The sequence below is a fragment of the Schaalia canis genome, assembly GCF_003858455.1.
In the GTDB taxonomy this organism is placed as follows: Bacteria; Actinomycetota; Actinomycetes; order Actinomycetales; family Actinomycetaceae; genus Pauljensenia; species Pauljensenia canis.
Map to the genome: position 1 here is coordinate 316,142 of NZ_RQZF01000002.1, position 18,074 is coordinate 334,215.

The following is an 18,074-nucleotide window of genomic DNA, read 5'->3' on the forward strand; positions in this document are numbered from 1 at the left end:
CGATGACAGACATGCTTCTCTTCGACGGTGGCCTGCTCACTCGCGCCACCACCCTGGCCTACCTGGCAGCCGGACTGCTGTTCATCCTGGCCCTGGCGAGCCTGTCCAAGCATGAGACCGCTAAGCGCGGCAATACTTTCGGCGCGGTGGGCATGTTCATTGCCCTTGTCGCCACGATCGCACTGGCTTTGGGTTCCGAGCCTGGTCAAGGCGTGCTTGTGACCTTCCTGCTGATTGCGCTTGCCATGGGTATCGGTGGCGCGATCGGCACGGTTTTGGCTAAGCGCGTGGAGATGACGGGGATGCCTGAACTCATCGCGATGCTCCACTCCTTTGTGGGTCTGGCCGCCGTGCTGGTGGGTTTCAATTCCTACATCGCCCCTGATGCCACTGCACACGCGCTGGGGACCTTCCATCTGGGTGAGATCTTCCTGGGGATCTTCATCGGCGCGGTGACTTTCACGGGTTCAATCGTTGCCTACCTCAAGCTCTCAGCGAAGATCTCCGGCAAGCCCTTGACTCTTCCGGCCCGCAACTGGCTGAATCTGGCGGCGCTGCTGGTATCCCTGGTGCTGATGGTCGTGTTCATGCGGACCGAGGAAGGCTCTGTCATTTCCTGGGTGGCATTGCTGGCGATGACCGTGATTGCGCTGTTGCTGGGCCTGCACCTGGTGGCCGCTATCGGCGGCGGCGATATGCCCGTCGTTGTGTCAATGCTGAACTCCTACTCTGGCTGGGCTGCGGCCGCTGCCGGTTTCATGCTGAATAATGACCTGCTGATCATCACCGGCGCCCTGGTGGGTTCCTCGGGTGCGTACCTGTCGTGGATTATGTGTAAGGCCATGAACCGCGCATTCGTGTCCGTCATCCTGGGCGGTTTTGGCTCAGATTCTTCAGCTGCCGCTGGCGGCGACGAAGAAGAGGGCACGATTGACGAGGTTGATGCCGCCGCTGTGGCTGCGCTGCTGTCGGAGGCTCGCCGCGTGGTGATTACCCCCGGCTATGGCATGGCTGTGGCTCAGGCCCAGTACCCGGTGGCGACGCTGACGGAGAAGCTGCGTGAGAAGGGTGTGGAGGTGCAATTTGGTATTCACCCGGTTGCTGGCCGCCTGCCCGGTCACATGAATGTGCTGCTCGCTGAGGCGAAAGTACCCTACGACATCGTGCTGGAAATGGACGAGATCAACGATGACTTCCCAGAGGTTGACGTGGTCTTGGTGATCGGGGCGAATGACACGGTGAATCCCGCGGCTGAAGAGCCAGGTTCTCCCATTGCTGGCATGCCCGTGCTGACCGTGTGGGAGTCAGGGAAGGTCATCGTCTTTAAGCGTTCGATGGCGACCGGCTACGCCGGCGTTCAAAACCCCCTGTTCTTTAAGGAGAACACTTCCATGCTCTTTGGTGATGCGAAGGGTTCTGTGGAGGCCATTATCCAAGCACTGTGATGTCACACCCAGGTGCTGCGATTTCCGCCTTCGGACAAGGGCTGAAGGGCATCGTGACGAGCGGCGGAGGTAACTCTGGAACTTGGCGTGTTTTGGCGAACACACCACCAGGGATATGTAGTGCCTGGCAGATGTGAGTTCTTCAACCTGTGATGTTGAAGCTCCAGCAAGGGCCGCGCAGCTCTTTTGAGCTGCGCGGCCCTTGCTTGTGTTGGGGGGCCACAGCGTTCGCGCCCGTATGTGAGTCCACCTCCACAACACTGCTCCATCGGCCCCTCTCCCTGCTGGGAGCACAGCAGGGAGCGAAGGGAACGTTATTGCTCGTACATTTCCAGCTATCAAAGCAGTGCGACGGTACAGGCGTAACGTCAAACAACGCTGCTCATGCGAATACATGGCCCTCAGGAACAACATCCTTCCAGGTCTCCGTCCGTGCCCAACAATCGTCGCAGCCCTCTCACCCACCCCTTCCTCGCACAAGCCAAGCAACGCCTCAGGGGTGCAGGGCAGAAGGAAGCGTGGATCGTTTTTGGCCTACGCCAAAACCTCGCGCTCAGGGGGCGTGAGCGCGGTACGACTAGGCATAGAAATACTCCCCGAAAGAAGGAACCGGATTAACCGGTCCATCTTTCGGGGAGCATGTCATGGCAGGAAACACCCCACCTTCCACGCTTGAGCAGAGTCCGCCTAAATTATTTTCTTTAAGACACGCGGGTGATGAGGTAGCTCCAGCGTTCAGGTCCAGACTCTTGAGTCTGCACCCGATAATGGGACTCAGACTGCTGCAGGTGAGCAAAAAGAGGATCAGGCTGATGCGGAGTCACGACAACAAGTGATTCATTGACAGGAAGCACATCCACCGCATGCAGAAGCAACTGCTTTCGAACGACACGGGGAAGCTCATGGACCCGGAGTTCTTCGACGCTTTCAGTGTTCATCTGCCCATGTGCGTCTGCGGGGGAAGCAGTCTGTTCACCATGATGTCCGCGTCGCCCGTGTCCGCCGCAGCCACAGCCGCCTCCACCATGTCCATGCTGGCGCTGATGACGATGCTGGTGCTGATGTCCGCCCGCAGCGTCGACATCACCCGGGTCAACGCTTCCTTTCTTACCCCCGCAACCGCCTTTACCACCACAGCCGCAGCCGCCTGCTGCCGAGGGCTGCACGCGAGAGTCAACCAGTTTGAATACTTGGGTTCCGGGGGTTGAAGCTGCATCGGGCAGCGTCGCATCGCTCATAACATCCTCCACATAGTTCCTGACAACGCGTTCACTACTGCTTGCATGGTACCCACCTAACAGCGTCGTCCACCGCTGCAAGTGGGAACATTCATACTGCCTCTGAAGACATCCACCCCCGCCATCGCCCTTCTACAGCCACACAAGCAGGCCCTCGACAGGAGCCACCTCAGAGGTCACACAGTCACAATGGCAGCCCTGCATGGCAACTTATTCAGACTTGAGGCCTCGCACCAGGCACCACATCCGCTCAGACAGGCCGACACAGAACCAAAGAGCCCAGCGCGACAAGGAGCGCCGCGCCCCTGCGCGGACAAACCCTCACGACGAAACGCCTGCAGCAAGCGCACAACACACTACATAGTTAGCAGGCACGTCACTGGCGAAGTCTGCGTCAGTCTTCCTTCAGCGCAAACTCCACCTCAACCTCAACCGAGGCGTTAAGAGGCAAAGCCGCCACTCCCACAGCCGAACGCGCATGGGCCGACCCAAACACCTCACCGTAGAACTCCGAAGCACCATTGATAACCGCAGGCTGGCCGTAGAAGTCAGGCAGTGAGGCCACAAAACCCGTCACTTTCACCACACCCGCCAGTCGATCAACACCGCCGGCAACCGCAGCGGCAGCCGCGAGCGCATTCAATGCACACACGCGCGCCGCATCCTTCGCATCCTCAGGGTCGGCACCATCAGCACCAACAGCGCCAATGCAGGCCAGCTCGCCAGCCTCCATAGGGAGCTGGCCAGAGGTTCGCACCACCCCTCGGTCAATCACTGCTGGCACATAGGCCGCCAAAGGTGCGACAACCTCGGGCAGTTCAACGCCCATTTCGCGGAGTTTCTTAGAAGGAGTTGTCATAACAGAACAGCCTTTCGTTAAGCATCACTACTGGATGACCTAATCCGGGTGGTTGCCTTAACGCTACCGCACCCAGCCTCCTCAGCCCCGCCTCAGGCGGCCAGAACCCACAGCGGACGCGGCATTGTCGCCAATCCTGCCCGGCGGACCACCTCGTCAATCACGATCTGCGGAGTAGCGAGTTCGAAGTATTCGAAACGCAACACGATGAACCCGTGGGCTTCAAGACGTTTTTGACGCTGATCTCGCGCAGTCAGTGAGCGCAGAATCTGATCGGGGAACTCCCCGTATTTGTCTTTGCCATCGAACTCAATGACGATCCGCGTCTTTCCCAGGCGGAAATCCACATAGTAGACGTCACCGCCGTCAAGGACAACGCCCTGAGTACGCACATCACGCAAGCCCGCTGCCTTGAGTATCCACAGGAGTTCACGCTCCGGTACGGACTCACACCCCGCATCTGCAGCGGCGAGGACGACGCGAGCGCGCGCTTTACCGTGACAGCGAGGCATTTCCTCAAGGATGCTGAGAATCTCGGCACGAAGGAAGGTTTCGCGGCGACGGCTTTCCGCCATGCGAAAACGGTTAAAGGTGCTCATGCGTCGCAGTGCGCCACTCACAGTCACTACCGCCTGCTTGGGGCGTAGGGTGCAGGCGCATTGCGCGGCGGCATATTCACTAAGGGCCACACGCACCCCCTCAATGTTGCTCACCCATTCACTGGGGACGTGTGCACCGTGACGCACAAGGCGCACAGCGGGCACCAGCGGGCCGCCAGGAATTTTCACCGCGGGAAGAATGGCTTCCTTACCGCCCCACCTGCCAGAACGTGAGATGTGAACGTCGGGAAGAGCCTCGGTCATTTCAACGCCCGCCAGAAATAGTGCCGTGTCGTGACTGAGAACGTTGCGTTCGCCCAATGCCAGGGCGACCGCACAGGCCCGCAATAGGGTGATGCGGGCGTAAAGCTCCCATTTGCCCAAGCCATAGAGGTATCGGGTATGGACATAAACGTTACGAAAGATGCGGATAATCTGGCCCTCCCTCAGGAGGGCGGCAGTCTGTTTGGATGTCGAACGGCGTGAGACCATAAGATTTGCGACGGCCATTTCGACGCTTGTGGCGGGGTCTGCAGGACGAGAAGTTCTCATGCCTCCACCCTTACCGATGGCACTATTGCGCCGAAATCGGAGTGGCAACGCTGTGGATAACGGCGTTTCGTCCATGAGCCTGTGGAAAACCGCGCTAGCGGCAGCTCTTTTGCTGTCCTCTGAAAGCCCATCAGCGCCACAAACCTTCGTGGGCGGATCCCCTCTGCATCCAGATGTTGTCTGGTAGGGACAACCGTGGCCGCCAAGAAACGCCGCCCCCGCGCCCGCATGTGCAGTGAAAGCGAAAACCCCCGGATGAATGCCCTCATTTGTGCTGGACTCACACGCCGATGCTGGGAGCAACAACACACGAGCATTCGTTCATCAACTCGCTCAAGGGGGAGGCCAGCAGGCACAATAATTCCCATGGATCTTCGCCCAATCACTCCGACTGAGGAACTCACCCCAACCCCGCAGCCTGTTGCAGCTGCTGTCATCTCCGGGCAGGTCCATGCCACAGATGCGCCCCGACCACTGTCAGTTTTCGACATGTTCCGCGTGGGGATTGGCCCCTCTTCTTCTCACACAGTCGGCCCGATGCGCGCTGGTCTTGCCTTTGCCACTGAACTGGCAACCTTGCCTGCACCTTCGCGCATTCACATTGACCTTTTTGGTTCCCTTGGTGCCACGGGTCGCGGTCACAATACCGACCGCGCGGTCCTGCTGGGCTTGGCTGGCTACTCTCCTGAGTCGGTATCGATTGAGACGGTTGAGTCCCTCCTGCCCGCAATTGCCCGCACAGGTAGGCTCCCTCTCCCTGGGGCGGCCTCGGTACCTTTTGATCTCACCACTGATATTCGTTTCCTTCCTGGAACGGTCCTGCCCTACCACGTCAATGCCTTGACAATTTCGGCGTGGGCGGAAGGCCATGACATCGCCGAACCAACTCTCACACGCACCTACTACTCGGTGGGCGGCGGTTTCGTCATGGCCCAAGTGAACGACGATCCAACGCACCCGATTGTGGAGGCCTTAGCGAGCGCCAGCGAAGCTGTGATCCCCGAGCAGCCCGCCCCTTTCCCCTTCGCCTCCTCGGATGCGCTTCTGCAGCAATGCGACGCTTCGGGCCTGTCGATAGCGCAGCTTGTGCGCGCCAATGAACTGTCTTTACGATCCGAGGGGGAACTCAACGCCTACCTGGATCAGATTGCGAACACCATGTTCGATTGTGTCGATGCAGGTGTCGACGCGGCCGGTATTTTGCCTGGCGGTTTGGACGTGCCCCGTAGAGCCAGAACTCTGGCTCTGAAACTCGCTGAGCGCGCGCAAGCCAGCACCCTACCCGAAGGATCGACAAACACTTTGCAGTGGGCAGCAACCGCCCAGGATCCCATGCGCGCAATGGATTGGGTGAATCTTTTTGCCCTTGCTGTGAACGAGGAAAATGCTGCAGGACACCGAATCGTCACTGCGCCAACTAATGGGGCAGCAGGCGTGATTCCAGCAGTGCTCGGGTATTTGGTGTCCTACTGCCCAGAGGCAGGGGCCACCGATCCGACTTTCGTCCCCTCTGCAGAAGCGCCGATGTCTTCCTTCTTGCTAGACCCGTCTGATGAGCGCGAATGCGCTCATGCTCGCAGACAGGGTGTTCATGATTTCCTTCTGGCAGCAACGGCGATTGGCGCGCTCATTAAGACGAATGCGTCTATTGCGGGGGCCGAGGTCGGATGCCAGGGCGAGGTCGGTTCAGCATCGGCAATGGCAGCTGCTGGCTTAGCTCAAGCCTTGGGTGGATCTCCCCGTCAGGTGGAGAATGCTGCAGAGATTGCCATGGAACATTCTTTGGGGTTGACCTGTGATCCTGTGGCCGGTTTGGTCCAGATTCCCTGTATTGAACGTAATGCGATTGCCGCGGTGAAGGCAATTAATGCTGCGCGCATGGCGTTGTGGGGCGACGGGCGCCACACGGTGAGCCTGGATGTGGCGATTGAAACCATGCGCCAGACGGGGATCGACATGCTGTCAAAGTACAAGGAGACCTCAGCTGGTGGCCTTGCTGTGAATGTTGTGGAGTGCTGACCTCTACCTCCTGCATTGCATCTGCCGCTTCCTTGTTGTTCCTTTGTGCTGACTTCCACTGATTCCTTCTGTTTTCCTCGCGCCTGGAGTGCGGAGGGTTCAAGCGCCCCCGCATGTGCACTCAAGCAAACAATGAGCCACAGCGGGGTCACACCGCGCCTGTGAGCACACCTGGGCGCACGCCGGAGGCGCGGGTGGGCATATTGGTGGCGAAAGTGATTGTTGAATCACCATGGGCTTCTTGGGATACATCCGCATAGCGGGATGCGACACGCCGCTTTGTCTGGAAGTTTCGGGGGAATTTCCGGAGGGTTTATCCACAGATGTGGACTCCCCGGATCATCCGTGTCCACAGCTTGTGTATAGATCCACGAGGGAGGGAATGGGGCAGATTCGGGGTGTCTGCGCCCCCTTGAGAGGGCGTCAGCATCACTGACTCAGATGTTGTTGATCACTGTATTGTCAGCATCCACAGAGCTATCCACACGAATTGCGCCATTCGCCCCCAAACACAACATCTTGGGGTGATCGACCGAAAGCAACACAAGGTGTAGTGTTAGTACACGAGATACGGCGCACGACGCCACTATGAATAACAAACGTGTGATTACGTGCGTGTATGCACTTTTCACCCCCTAGGCCGGAGGAATCTTATGACGATCACCGTCTACACCAAGCCGATGTGCGTCCAGTGCACTGCGACCTACCGCGCCCTCGATAAGCAGGGCCTTCCCTACACCTCTGTCGATGTCTCCGAAGACATGGAAGCCCTTGAGTTCATCAAGGGACTGGGCTACCAGCAAGCCCCCGTTGTCATCGCCGGCGACGACCACTGGAGCGGATACCGCCCCGACCGCATCAAGGCCGCTGCTGCCGCCTTCGAAACTTCCTCTGCTTTGCGCGTCGCCCAGGCCTGATAGCCCTATCCCGGCCACCAGAGGTGGCCGGGATACGTGCATCTACCCGCGCCGCAGCCCCAACACTACGGGCCTGCACCCCGCAACGCACAGATTCCCCAGGAGGACACGGGATGGTCAAGGTTGTCTATTTCTCGTCAGCGACCGGCAACACTCGTCGCTTCGTTGAGAAACTCGGCTTCCCTGCCGCCCGAATCCCTCTGCGCGCGGCGGATCCTTTCCTAAGTGTGGACTACGATTACGTGTTGATCGTCCCCACCTACGGCGGAGGCAATCGCAAGGGAGCCGTCCCCAAACAGGTCATCACTTTCCTCAATGATCCGACGAATCGCAGCCACTGCCGAGGGGTCATTTCGTCAGGAAACACAAACTTTGGCACTGCCTACGGCCTCGCTGGCGACATTGTTGCCGCGAAATTGGGAGTGCCACATATGTACAAGTTCGAGCTCCTTGGAACCTCCGAGGACGTCTCCCGAGTTCAGAATGGACTGGAAGAATTTTGGCAGAGAATCTGACCGACACCGGCCTGGAGGAAGTTCCCAGCCCAGAGCTGGACTACCATGCACTCAACGCCCAGCTCAACCTCTACACCGAAGATGGGCTGATTAATTTCGAGGCCGACCGTGCGGCGGCTCGCCAGTACTTCCTGCAGCATGTCAACCAGAACACCGTTTTCTTCCATGATCTGGAAGAAAAACTCACCTACCTGGTGGACGAGGGCTACTACGAAGGTCATGTCCTTGACCAATACGATTTCGCTGACGTGAAGGCGCTGTACAAGCAGGCGTACGCTCACAAGTTCCGCTTCCCCACTTTCCTGGGTGCCTTCAAGTACTACACCTCGTACACGCTTAAGACTTTCGACGGTAAGCGCTACCTGGAACGCTTCGAGGACCGCATTGTCATGGTCGCCCTCTACCTGGCGCGCGGCGACATTCAACTGGCCCAGCACCTCGTTGACGAGATGATGACCGGTCGTTTCCAGCCCGCAACACCCACCTTCCTTAATGCTGGTAAAGCTGCCCGTGGCGAGCTCGTCTCCTGCTTCCTGCTGCGCATTGAAGACAATATGGAGTCCATCGCCCGCGGCATTAACTCCGCCCTGCAGCTTTCTAAGCGCGGCGGCGGCGTGGCACTCTCGCTAACAAACCTGCGTGAATCCGGGGCCCCCATTAAGAAGATCCAGAACCAGTCTTCGGGCATTATTCCCGTCATGAAGTTGCTGGAGGATTCCTTCTCCTACGCCAATCAGCTTGGCGCCCGCCAGGGTGCTGGCGCGGTTTACCTGCACGCCCACCACCCTGACATCATGGCCTTCCTCGACACGAAGCGTGAAAACGCCGACGAGAAGATCCGTATTAAGACCCTCTCCCTGGGCGTGGTCATCCCTGATATCACCTTCGAGCTGGCTCGTAATAACGAGGACATGTACCTGTTCAGCCCCTACGACATTGAGCGCGTCTACGGGATACCTTTCACGGAAATCTCTATCACCGAGAAGTACCGCGAAATGGTCAATGATGGGCGCATCCACAAGAAGAAAATCAACGCTCGCCGTTTCTTCCAGACCCTAGCTGAAATCCAGTTCGAGTCCGGCTACCCCTACATTGTCTTTGAGGATACGGTGAATCGCGCCAACCCCATTGATGGCCGCATCACCATGTCGAATCTGTGCTCGGAGATCCTGCAGGTCTCTGAGGCGTCCACCTTCAATGATGACCTGTCCTACTCCTACGTTGGTAAGGACATCTCCTGCAACCTGGGGTCGCTCAATATTGCCAAGACCATGGATTCGCCTGACTTCCAGGCCACGGTTGAAAGCGCTATCCGTGCCCTGACCGCCGTGTCGGACCTGTCGGATATCCAGTCGGTGCCTTCCGTTGCTCGCGGTAACGCCATGAGCCACGCCATTGGCTTGGGGCAGATGAACCTGCACGGATACCTGGCCCGTGAGCATATCCACTACGGCTCCGAGGAAGCCCTGGATTTCACCAACATGTACTTCCTGGCTATCACCTATGCGGCGATTAAGGCCTCGAATACCATTGCCCGCGAGCGCGGTGAGTCCTTCGTTGGCTTTGAGCGTTCGAAGTACGCGTCGGGCGAGTACTTTGAGAAGTACATTAATGGCGATTGGACACCTCAGACTGAGCGTGTGCGCGAGCTGCTGGCGGCTTCAACGATCTACATTCCCACTGCGGATGATTGGCGTCAGCTGGCCGCTGACGTGGCTGAGTTCGGCATGTACAACCAGAATCTGCAGGCCATTCCGCCGACCGGTTCGATCAGCTACATCAACAACTCGACCTCCTCGATTCACCCGATTGTCTCCAAGATCGAGATCCGCAAGGAAGGCAAGATTGGTCGCGTCTACTACCCGGCGCCTTACATGACCAATGAGAACCTGGAGTTCTACCGCGATGCCTACGAGATTGGCCCCGAGGCCATTATCGACACCTATGCGGTGGCCACTCAGCACGTTGATCAGGGCTTGTCGCTGACCTTGTTCTACCCGGACACGGTGACGACCCGTGACCTCAATAAGTCCTACATTTACGCCTGGAGGAAGGGCGTGAAGACCCTCTACTACGTGCGTCTGCGCCAGATGGCTTTGGAGGGCACCGAGGTTGAGGGTTGCGTGTCCTGCATGCTCTGATCCTGCAGGGTTGGTGCACTCAAGGTGTGACGCCGTATGAGTGAATGACTACGGGCATTGACTGGCGTGAATAATGAGTCACGCGCTGCTAATAGTGTGGCCCACCGGCTTGAGGAAGTCGGTGGGCCACACTGCATATGTTGGTGGTTTTCATCCATGGCATCGAGCCACCGAGCTTGGCATGCCATCCAATCATCGTCACTCAGTGATGCCTGCGTGCGCGGGCTGAGCACCGCATCTGGTTGCCCTGCTGCCGTGCTGCGTCCGAGCAAGTCACCGTGGCCGCACGTCCCATCAAACCATCATGCGTGGTCGCTAGGTTACGCGCGGCTGACTAGCTGAGCTTGCACCCACATGTGCCTCCACCGGATTCCACGGCCGAATGAGCTCAGTATTGCCTTGGAGTCACATGTAGGCGCCGCCATGCTTTTCACTGCGCTCAAATTAAGCTCAGACGAGGCGTTGAGGTGGCGTCTGTTGACGCGCTCTGGTTTTTAGCTGACCTTTTCGACCTCAATAAGCACGGCTGTGCCGGGCAGGATATGCGGGGGACGGATTCCCCACTCGCTCAATACCGCCCCGGGTACACAGGCACCTTCTTCGTTCCACCACTCTAGGTCAGAGCGGCATGAAGGATTGCGCAGGCTTTCATAGAGCTCCGGCCCACCGTAGGGACGCACTCTGTAGAGAGCATCCGCCTCCAGCTCGGGTAGGCGCATCAGGCCGTAGGGGTAGTGTTCGGAAGTGTCACGAGCGGCAAAGCACCACACCGACCAGCGCTCATCTGGGGAAACGAGTCCATCGAGTCGCACAGCAGGGTCGGTGATGTCAGCGTGGACGGCGCGTGCTCCCCACGCCGGATTCTGGCTACTTTCAGGCAGCCCATTCTCGCCCGCGATCAGCGGATTTTGCGCTGACCATTCGCGTCGGGCCTGCGTGTAGAGGGCAATCCAGCGGCGTAGGGGTGCCAGCTGTTCGTCGTCCATTGTCAGGATGTTCCACTCGATGCCGAGGTGTCCGCTGAAGGCTACCGAGGCGCGCGTGGCCAGTCGAGTGAAGCGGCCGGTCATGTGCGAGGGTGATTCGGCAATGTGGGCGCCGATCATTTCCGGTGGAACCAGCAGGGAGGTGTGTCGTTGAATGTCGACTCTTTCCAAGGGATCGGTGCAGTCTGATGCCCATACTCGGTCGGTTCGACTGAGGATGCCCAGGTCAATTCGACCTCCGCCTGAGGAGCAGGATTCAATCTCAAGGTGGCCGAATCGCTCCCGTAGGGCGTCAAGCAGTGCGTAGAGGGCAAGGGTTTGGCCGTGTACGGCCGGGCGACCCGTGTAAGGGGAGATTGCTTCGGTCACGAAACGGTTGTGATCCCACTTGATGTAGTCGATTCCCAGCGCCTCAACAAGGGTGCTGATCTCTGTGTAGAGGTAGTCCCAGGCTTCAGGGTTGGCGAGGTCAATGACGTACTGGTCGCGTCCCGGCAGAGGCAGACGTGAAGGTTCGGGGCGAAGCACCCATTCGGGGTGGGTTCGGGCAATGTCAGAGTCAAGGCTGATCATTTCCGGCTCAAACCAGAGTCCGAACTCCATGCCAAGGGAGTGCACAAGCTCTGCGATGGCGTTGAGTCCTCGCGGCCAAACCTCGGTGTCAACCTGCCAGTCGCCAAGGGCTCGCGTGTCGTTTCGGCGGCCTTTGAACCATCCATCGTCGATGACGAAGCGTTCAACCCCCACGTGGGCGGCGCGTCGGGCGAGGTCCATCATGGTCTGCTCGTCGTGGTTGAAGTAGACCGCTTCCCAGGTGTTGAGGGTGACGGGGCGGGGTCGGTTCACGAAGTGGGGGTGTTGGGCGCGCAGGCGGGCATGGTAGCGCGAGGCGATCTCGTTGAGTCCGTTTCCCCAGGAGGCAACGAGTTCGGGCGTGGTGTAGTGCTCTCCGTTCTGGAGCGTAATTTCGCCAGGATAGAGGAGTTCTCCTGCCCCGATGAGTCCATGCGTGTAGGGAGTACGGATGGCGAAATGTGTGCCGTTTCCACTCCAGGCCAGGTGCACAGCGTGGGTGCGTCCGTGTTCGAAGCTGAATCCGGGCTCTCCTGCGCTGATCAGGAGGCTCGTGTTGAAGTCGGGCCGTCCCATCCAGCTTTCTTTACTGAAGAATCCTTCAGTGAGGGGTTGGCGCTGGGGGGAGCGTTCACGCAGGTGGTGGCCTGTGTGTGTGAGAAGTTCTGTGGCGCCTGCGGGTAGCGGGAGGCTGAGCCAGAGGCGTCCGATGCTCAGGGGATCGTCTGAGCGGTTGATGAGGGTGGCGCGTTCACTGACGAGGCCGTGGGCGTCGACGGATAGATCGATGATGAGGTCAATGTGGGCGGCTTCATCGGTGGCGTGGATGGTGCATCCGCCTGCCACAACGGGGGCGCTGTTGGGGCCTGAATCGTGCTGTGCGCTCCCACCTGTGAGCTCAGAGTCGTTTCCTGGTGTTTCAGGGGGGATGGCTGCGTTGGATTCACACCTGGGAGCGGAGGCAGTGCCGTGCTGAGGGGTGGAGGCGCCCAGGGGATGAGTGGAGGTGCTCAGGTGGCGAGTGGAGGTGCCCTGGGGGTAGGTGGAGGCGCCCAGGGGGTGAGGGTCGATGCGGATGGTGCGGAACGCTGGGAAGATTTCCCGGCCTTCGCGTTGGATGCTGATCAGTGGCGTGCCAGTCCAGGCTTCAGCCTGGGTGGGGAGCAGGCTCGGGTGTTCTGGCGCTTCCACGCCTGCACCGAGGATCTGGGCTTTTTGAGCGCGAAGGAGTGAGTTCTTCGCGGGCGAGGACAGCGTGCTCCCCTCCACCGTGTCCGCGTTGCCGGGCGTAGGGGTGCCAGCGTGACGGCCCAATAGGGACGAAGGGAATGCTGGCCCCCAGTAGCTGATGACCGGCAAACCATCACTTGGGCAGGACAGGACGAGGCTCGTTGCGGGGCGAGCGCTGGTCGCATCTGACGTGTGCGTGAGGTGGAGGGTGGAGGGGAGCATGTTCGCCTCTACTGGTTTAGTGGGTGTGTACTCGTCGTGTGAAGGCGCCTACTACTGCGAGCAGACCTGCTGCCGTCAGAAGAATCGTCAGATCACTGCCGGTTTTTGCCAGGGATGGGGCGTTCGTGGACGAGGCCTTTGCTGGGCCTTGCCCTGCGCCCGGCGCCATTTTCTGGGGCGTCTTGTGGGGTGTTTTCTGGGCCGAGTCCGGCGTTGCCTGTCCCTGTGAGGAGTGGCCGCCCTGTTTGGCGTTATTCGATGGCCCTTGACCGTTGGTCCCCGGCTTATTGGGCGAAGGGCTGTTGGGCTTGGAACCATCCTTCCCAGAACCGTCCTGGCCGGAACCGTTTTGCCCCGGATTATCTGGCTTGGGTTTACTCTGTCCGGGGTTATCAGGTTTGGGAGTGTTGTTTCCGGGGTTGTCGGGCTTTGGCGTGTTTTGATCGTCCTGAGGCGGTGCTGGAGGAGCGGGGATCTCCCGCTGAAGGACGGTCACCTTGGCCAACTGGATGTCGGTGGCGGGAATTGCCGGTTTCGATGCTGCCTGCGCGCCATGCGGGATCGTGGGGAACACAACCTTAATGTACTTGGTGTCTGCAGGCAGATCGTAAGCGTCAAAGGTGGTGCGGGCGTATCCGGGTTGGGGGTCGATGAAGTTGTCAACGACCGTCATCGGTGCAGGTGTCCATGTGGTGCCATCTGGAGAACTCATCAGGCTGAAGTCGATCATTCCGGGGAAGTTGTCTCGGATGGAGTAGCCGCGGGTAATCCACCCGCCGTAGGAGTTGCTCACCTGGCTGGTCTTGCCGGGAATGGTTTGGTAGTAGGTCGTCAGGTGAACGTCCTTGGCGGTCGGCACTTCGTACACGAGGTATTGGGGGCCTTCAGCGTTGTCTGCTACGGCAAGTCGGCTGTCTTCGTATCGTGGTTGGCCGCCGTAGAAGAAGTTGTTCTTGTTTTCGTAGTTGGCGTTGCCGCGGCTGAGGAATCGCAGTCCTTCTGAGCGTTCGGTGGGACGCAGGGTGTAGCTGTTTGTTGGGGCCGTTGGATCGAGGTCGTCGAAGCGTACCTGAGGTTGGTCGGCGCGCTGATAGACGCGCACCCAGTCCACGAGGTAGCTGCTGTTTTGCTTGGTTTCTTGTTTGCGGTAGTCGACGTCTCCAACCCAGCCGTCTCCCACCTGGGTTTCAAGGATGGGGAACATGGGGCGGGTGTGCATGCCGTCAACGTTCTTGCCCTGCTCTGAGGTGAAGACTTTCTTTCCGTCGATGTACCAGGTGATTGCTTGGGGGTCCCATTCGACTTCGTAGACGTGGAAGTCTTGGCTCCATGCGACGGGGGAGAAGTTTTCTTGGCCGTGGGCGCTCTTGCTGACGCCAAGGACGCCGTAGTGGTTGGTGGTCCAGGCTCCCCAGGGGTTTTGTCCGAGGTATTCGAGGACGTCAATCTCGTCGTGTCCGGTTTCGTCTTGGGCGAGCATCCAGATGGCGGGCCAGATGCCCTTGGAGTCATTGACCTTTGCTCGGACGGCCATGCGTCCAAATTGGAAGGAGTATTTGTTCTTGGATTCCACGCGTCCCGATGACCACGTCACTTTGTGTGGGGGCGTGGCGGCATCGTATTGATCCCAGCCGACGGCGTCGATGAGGGCTTGTGTGCTGGGGTAGTTTGTTGAGGTGATGGACAGGTAGGAGCCGTCATTGTCTTTGTGGATGCTGACGGCGTCGCGGTTGTAGATGGCGGCGTGGTTCCACATCTTGTCGATGATGTTCCACTTGCTTTCGTCGACTGTGTCTCCGTTGAATTCGTCTTGCCATACGAGGGTGTCGTAGGCGCTGGTTGGGGGCGTGTATTCGGGTGCGCTTTCGTTGAAGTCGAGGCCTTCAGCCCAGATTTCCACTTCTTTGTACTTGGTGGGTTCGCCGTTGCTCTTGTTGATGGTGAAGCGAATCGTGCGGCCGGTGATCTTTTGACCATCAAGAGTGATTTCGATGGGGTCGTTGCCGACCTGGATATTGCGTTGGCGGTAGATCTCACGGCCGTTTCTTTGAGAACCTGCGGAGCGTACGTCAACGGCGATGCTGTCGTACTGTCCGGGTTCTAGAGCGAGCACCACTCGTTTGATGGTGTAGGAATTGCGGTATTCAAACTGTAGCCACCGTTGCCCGAGGCTGTTGTGGACGGCGTAGTTGTCGTCGATTTTTCCATCGCTGATGGCTGAGATATTCGTCGGGGTGAGGCCGTAGACGTAGGGAGTATGTCCCAGGGCGATGTTGCGGCTTTCCGCGCGGGGAGGCAGTGTTTCTCCGTCCTTGGGGGTTGCCATGACTTCGATTTCTCGGAAGGCAACACCATTGGAGTACCCTGACCAGTTTCCGTTGAAGTTCTTGATGAAGTGGCCCTTTTGCCAGATGCGGATGTATCGGGCCGAGATCTTCCCTCCGTAAGGAAGGATGGTTTGGGGGGCCAGGTGGGTGGCCTGGGTTTCCTCGAAGTCAGCAGTATTCGAGATGACGGTGGGGTTGTCGAATGTGGGGGTGTCCGCTACCTCGACTTTGACGTTTTTGAAGGTTGATCCTGCGGCTTGGTAGCCGTTGTGGTGGAGGAGGATGCGTCCGATTTCGCGGGATTCTCCAAGGTCGTATTGCAGGTAGACGTCATTCCAGGTGTCGAATCCGTTGTTATTGGCAGGGTTGCCGCTTTCGGCGCCTGCGAGGATCTTGGTGACGTTTGCGTCTTCACCGCTGTTGTTGGGGGTGAATCCTGTGTCTCCGTCTGTGGCAAAGTGCGGGTCTTTGATGGTGACGCGCGGGATGGTTGGATCGGCGCTTTCGTGTGTCAGGGTGGCGTTCGAGGTTGGGGTGCGCCCTAGAAGCACGTTGATGAGCTGTGACTCGTCGGCGTGTGCGGCGGGAGTAAGGAGAGGCATGATCAATGCTGCGGCGGCACATGCTGCCACATATTCTCGCCTGAGTGTGAACATGGTTTTCCTTTTGTCAGTGGGACAACGTTGTCCAGGTGTCCGCTGTAGCGGCATACCTTGAGCACAATGCTGCGGGGGCAAAATACCGTTGGGCGATGAGGAGAAACATCGTCTTTCACCACTCTTGAGGTGACTTGGGAAGGATACCATGCCGCCTGTCACCATCCGCAAGTCCCCCTGCTATTTTCCCGGAAATTCAGCGATTTGCGTGTCTGCAATTGACGTGGAAACGTTCCCATGATTAACCTGTATTCCAATCTCACTTGGAGCCGTTGACGAATCGTACGATCCGACAACGACGTCACATGGGACATCCAATGACACACAGGCAGCGCACCCGCGTAGCACAACACCCTTCAAGGAGGAAGGCATGGCACGTTCACGAATTCTCTCGACCTCTGGTGCCCTCATGGTCGCAACAGCCCTCATGCTGGGCGCATGCACCAACCCGGCAGCCAACGATTCGGCTACAGACACAGGGAGTTCCTCCGAACCAGCCGTCAGCGGCGAATACTGGCCAGCCGCAACTGAAAAGCTCGACGGCGTTGAACTGACCCTCTGGGCCGCACAAACCTCGAACAAGATCCCCGCCAAGGTTGTCGAAGCTTTCGAGGCCGCCACCGGCGCCAAGGTCAAGGTCGACACCATCCCCGACAACTACGAGTCCAACGTCCAAACCAAGATCGCCACCGGCGACACCCCCGACATCATGTTCTGGCAGCCCGCCACCTCCACCCTGGCTGGCTTCGTTGCCCAAGACAAGCTCCAAAACCTCAAGGACATGCCCTGGATGGACGACTACGCCGACGGCATCGCCAATGCTGGCGGCAGCTACGACGGCGAACGCTACGCCGCACTGATCTCCTCCCCCGACGTTGAAGGCATCTACTACAACAAGAAGGTCTTCGAGGCTGCTGGCATCACCGAACTCCCCAAGAACTGGGCAGAGTTCATCGCCACCGCTGAAAAGATCAAGGCCGCCAATGTTCCCGGCCTCGTCTCCCCCCTCTTCGAAATGGCTGGCGACCAGTGGGGCACCCAGTGGGCCGTGAACGTTCAGCTCGCAGAAGCCGCCAAGGACGGCCTGTGGGACCGCATCAACACCGGTAAGGACTCCTTCGAAGGCGCCGACGTTCTTGGAGCCATCAAGGAATACAAGTCCATGTTCGACAAGGGCCTGTACAACGCAGACGCAGGCTCGGCCACCTTCGATGACCAGACCAGCGCCCTGTGGGAAGGCAAGACTGCCATGATCATCCAGGCCAACGGCGCATTCGGCCCCATCGCCGCCCTGGCCAAGAATGACAAGAAGGCCCTGGACGACACCATCGGCTTCTTCCCCATCTCCAAGGACGGCAACATCGGCACCTCCATTCCTCAGCAGACCGGCGGCATCGTCCTGTTCAACACCGGTGACGCCACCCGCGAGGCCGCAGCCCGCCAGTTCCTTCACTTCTGGATGACCGACGGCTACGCCGAGTTCGTCAAGGACCAGAACATCGTCTCGGTCCTCAAGTCCGTCCCCTCCCCCGACTCCGTACCCCAGGCTCTGCTCGACTCGGCAGCATCCCTGGCCAACGCCGAAGGCTCCATGCAGTCCCAAGCCATCGCCAACCCTGACCTCTACCTCAACCTCGCCAACATGGTCAACGGCACCATGACCCCCGAGGAAGCAGCAAAGGCCACCCAGGATCAATTCGCTGAACTGGCCAAGGCTCAGGGCGCCGAAGGCTTCTGATCTCACCCCTCGTTCGGGCGGGTGGTGAACCACCCACATTCACCACCCGCCCGAACC

General features: G+C 59.0%; 11 protein-coding genes. 6 read left to right on the forward strand and 5 right to left on the reverse strand.

Annotation, left to right across the window (positions count from 1 at the left end; translation table 11 throughout):
* Window positions 1-2: 2 nt before the first annotated feature.
* Window positions 3-1,445 carry a Re/Si-specific NAD(P)(+) transhydrogenase subunit beta gene (gene pntB, locus EII11_RS03810; RefSeq protein ID WP_124868753.1) on the forward strand — a complete coding sequence of 481 codons (1,443 nt, stop codon included), beginning with the start codon at window positions 3-5 and terminating at the stop codon, window positions 1,443-1,445.
* Window positions 1,446-2,146: 701 nt separating this feature from the next.
* Here the strand turns inward: pntB and EII11_RS03815 are convergent.
* The 3 genes from EII11_RS03815 to EII11_RS03825 all read right to left on the reverse strand — a co-directional run bounded on the left by EII11_RS03815 (window position 2,147) and on the right by EII11_RS03825 (window position 4,693).
* Entirely contained in the window at window positions 2,147-2,683 is a 537-nt protein-coding gene (locus tag EII11_RS03815) for a DUF2249 domain-containing protein (protein ID WP_124868755.1), read from the reverse strand.
* Window positions 2,684-3,077: 394 nt separating this feature from the next.
* Window positions 3,078-3,542, reverse strand: coding sequence for a RidA family protein (locus EII11_RS03820; RefSeq protein WP_124868757.1), 465 nt, complete (start codon window positions 3,540-3,542; stop codon window positions 3,078-3,080).
* 92 nt (window positions 3,543-3,634) lie between these two features.
* Window positions 3,635-4,693 carry a DUF559 domain-containing protein gene (locus EII11_RS03825; RefSeq protein WP_165867052.1) on the reverse strand — a complete coding sequence of 353 codons (1,059 nt, stop codon included), beginning with the start codon at window positions 4,691-4,693 and terminating at the stop codon, window positions 3,635-3,637.
* A gap of 366 nt (window positions 4,694-5,059) precedes the next feature.
* Here EII11_RS03825 and EII11_RS03830 point away from each other — a divergent pair, with 366 nt between their 5' ends.
* From EII11_RS03830 to nrdE, 4 genes are all read left to right on the forward strand, one after another.
* The gene (locus tag EII11_RS03830; RefSeq protein WP_124868760.1) at window positions 5,060-6,712 is read left to right on the forward strand and encodes an L-serine ammonia-lyase, iron-sulfur-dependent, subunit alpha; all 1,653 of its coding nucleotides are present in this window, start codon (window positions 5,060-5,062) and stop codon (window positions 6,710-6,712) included.
* A 653-nt stretch (window positions 6,713-7,365) separates the two neighbouring features.
* Window positions 7,366-7,629, forward strand: a complete 264-nt coding sequence (gene nrdH / locus EII11_RS03835; RefSeq protein WP_124868761.1) for a glutaredoxin-like protein NrdH — start codon at window positions 7,366-7,368, stop codon at window positions 7,627-7,629.
* Window positions 7,630-7,742: 113 nt separating this feature from the next.
* Window positions 7,743-8,144, forward strand: a complete 402-nt coding sequence (gene nrdI / locus EII11_RS03840) for a class Ib ribonucleoside-diphosphate reductase assembly flavoprotein NrdI (RefSeq protein ID WP_124868762.1) — start codon at window positions 7,743-7,745, stop codon at window positions 8,142-8,144.
* Complete coding sequence (nrdE, locus tag EII11_RS03845; RefSeq protein ID WP_124868763.1) at window positions 8,129-10,285, forward strand: class 1b ribonucleoside-diphosphate reductase subunit alpha; 2,157 nt, start codon at window positions 8,129-8,131, stop codon at window positions 10,283-10,285. Before nrdI ends, nrdE begins: the two co-directional genes overlap by 16 nt.
* Before the next feature lie 494 nt (window positions 10,286-10,779).
* Here the strand turns inward: nrdE and EII11_RS03850 are convergent, their stop codons facing one another.
* Together EII11_RS03850 and EII11_RS03855 are read right to left on the reverse strand one after the other, a co-directional pair.
* On the reverse strand, window positions 10,780-13,296 hold the full coding sequence (locus EII11_RS03850; RefSeq protein WP_124868764.1) for an alpha-galactosidase: 2,517 nt from the start codon (window positions 13,294-13,296) through the stop codon (window positions 10,780-10,782).
* Between the two features lie 16 nt (window positions 13,297-13,312).
* Window positions 13,313-16,279 carry a glycoside hydrolase family 16 protein gene (locus EII11_RS03855; protein WP_124868765.1) on the reverse strand — a complete coding sequence of 989 codons (2,967 nt, stop codon included), beginning with the start codon at window positions 16,277-16,279 and terminating at the stop codon, window positions 13,313-13,315.
* Window positions 16,280-16,649: 370 nt separating this feature from the next.
* On the opposite strand from EII11_RS03855, the gene EII11_RS03860 reads away from it, so the two are divergent.
* The gene (locus EII11_RS03860; protein ID WP_124868782.1) at window positions 16,650-18,017 is read left to right on the forward strand and encodes an ABC transporter substrate-binding protein; all 1,368 of its coding nucleotides are present in this window, start codon (window positions 16,650-16,652) and stop codon (window positions 18,015-18,017) included.
* Window positions 18,018-18,074: the final 57 nt, after the last annotated feature.

What these genes read in the sequence shown, in the direction of transcription:
- pntB (WP_124868753.1), top strand. Translation starts at nt 3, where the DNA reads ATGACAGACATGCTTCTCTTCGACGGTGGCCTGCTCACTCGCGCCACC.
- EII11_RS03815 (WP_124868755.1), bottom strand. Translation starts at nt 2,683, where the DNA reads ATGAGCGATGCGACGCTGCCCGATGCAGCTTCAACCCCCGGAACCCAA.
- EII11_RS03820 (WP_124868757.1), bottom strand. Translation starts at nt 3,542, where the DNA reads ATGACAACTCCTTCTAAGAAACTCCGCGAAATGGGCGTTGAACTGCCC.
- EII11_RS03825 (WP_165867052.1), bottom strand. Translation starts at nt 4,693, where the DNA reads ATGAGAACTTCTCGTCCTGCAGACCCCGCCACAAGCGTCGAAATGGCC.
- EII11_RS03830 (WP_124868760.1), top strand. Translation starts at nt 5,060, where the DNA reads ATGGATCTTCGCCCAATCACTCCGACTGAGGAACTCACCCCAACCCCG.
- nrdH (WP_124868761.1), top strand. Translation starts at nt 7,366, where the DNA reads ATGACGATCACCGTCTACACCAAGCCGATGTGCGTCCAGTGCACTGCG.
- nrdI (WP_124868762.1), top strand. Translation starts at nt 7,743, where the DNA reads ATGGTCAAGGTTGTCTATTTCTCGTCAGCGACCGGCAACACTCGTCGC.
- EII11_RS03850 (WP_124868764.1), bottom strand. Translation starts at nt 13,296, where the DNA reads ATGCTCCCCTCCACCCTCCACCTCACGCACACGTCAGATGCGACCAGC.
- EII11_RS03855 (WP_124868765.1), bottom strand. Translation starts at nt 16,279, where the DNA reads ATGTTCACACTCAGGCGAGAATATGTGGCAGCATGTGCCGCCGCAGCA.
- EII11_RS03860 (WP_124868782.1), top strand. Translation starts at nt 16,650, where the DNA reads ATGGCACGTTCACGAATTCTCTCGACCTCTGGTGCCCTCATGGTCGCA.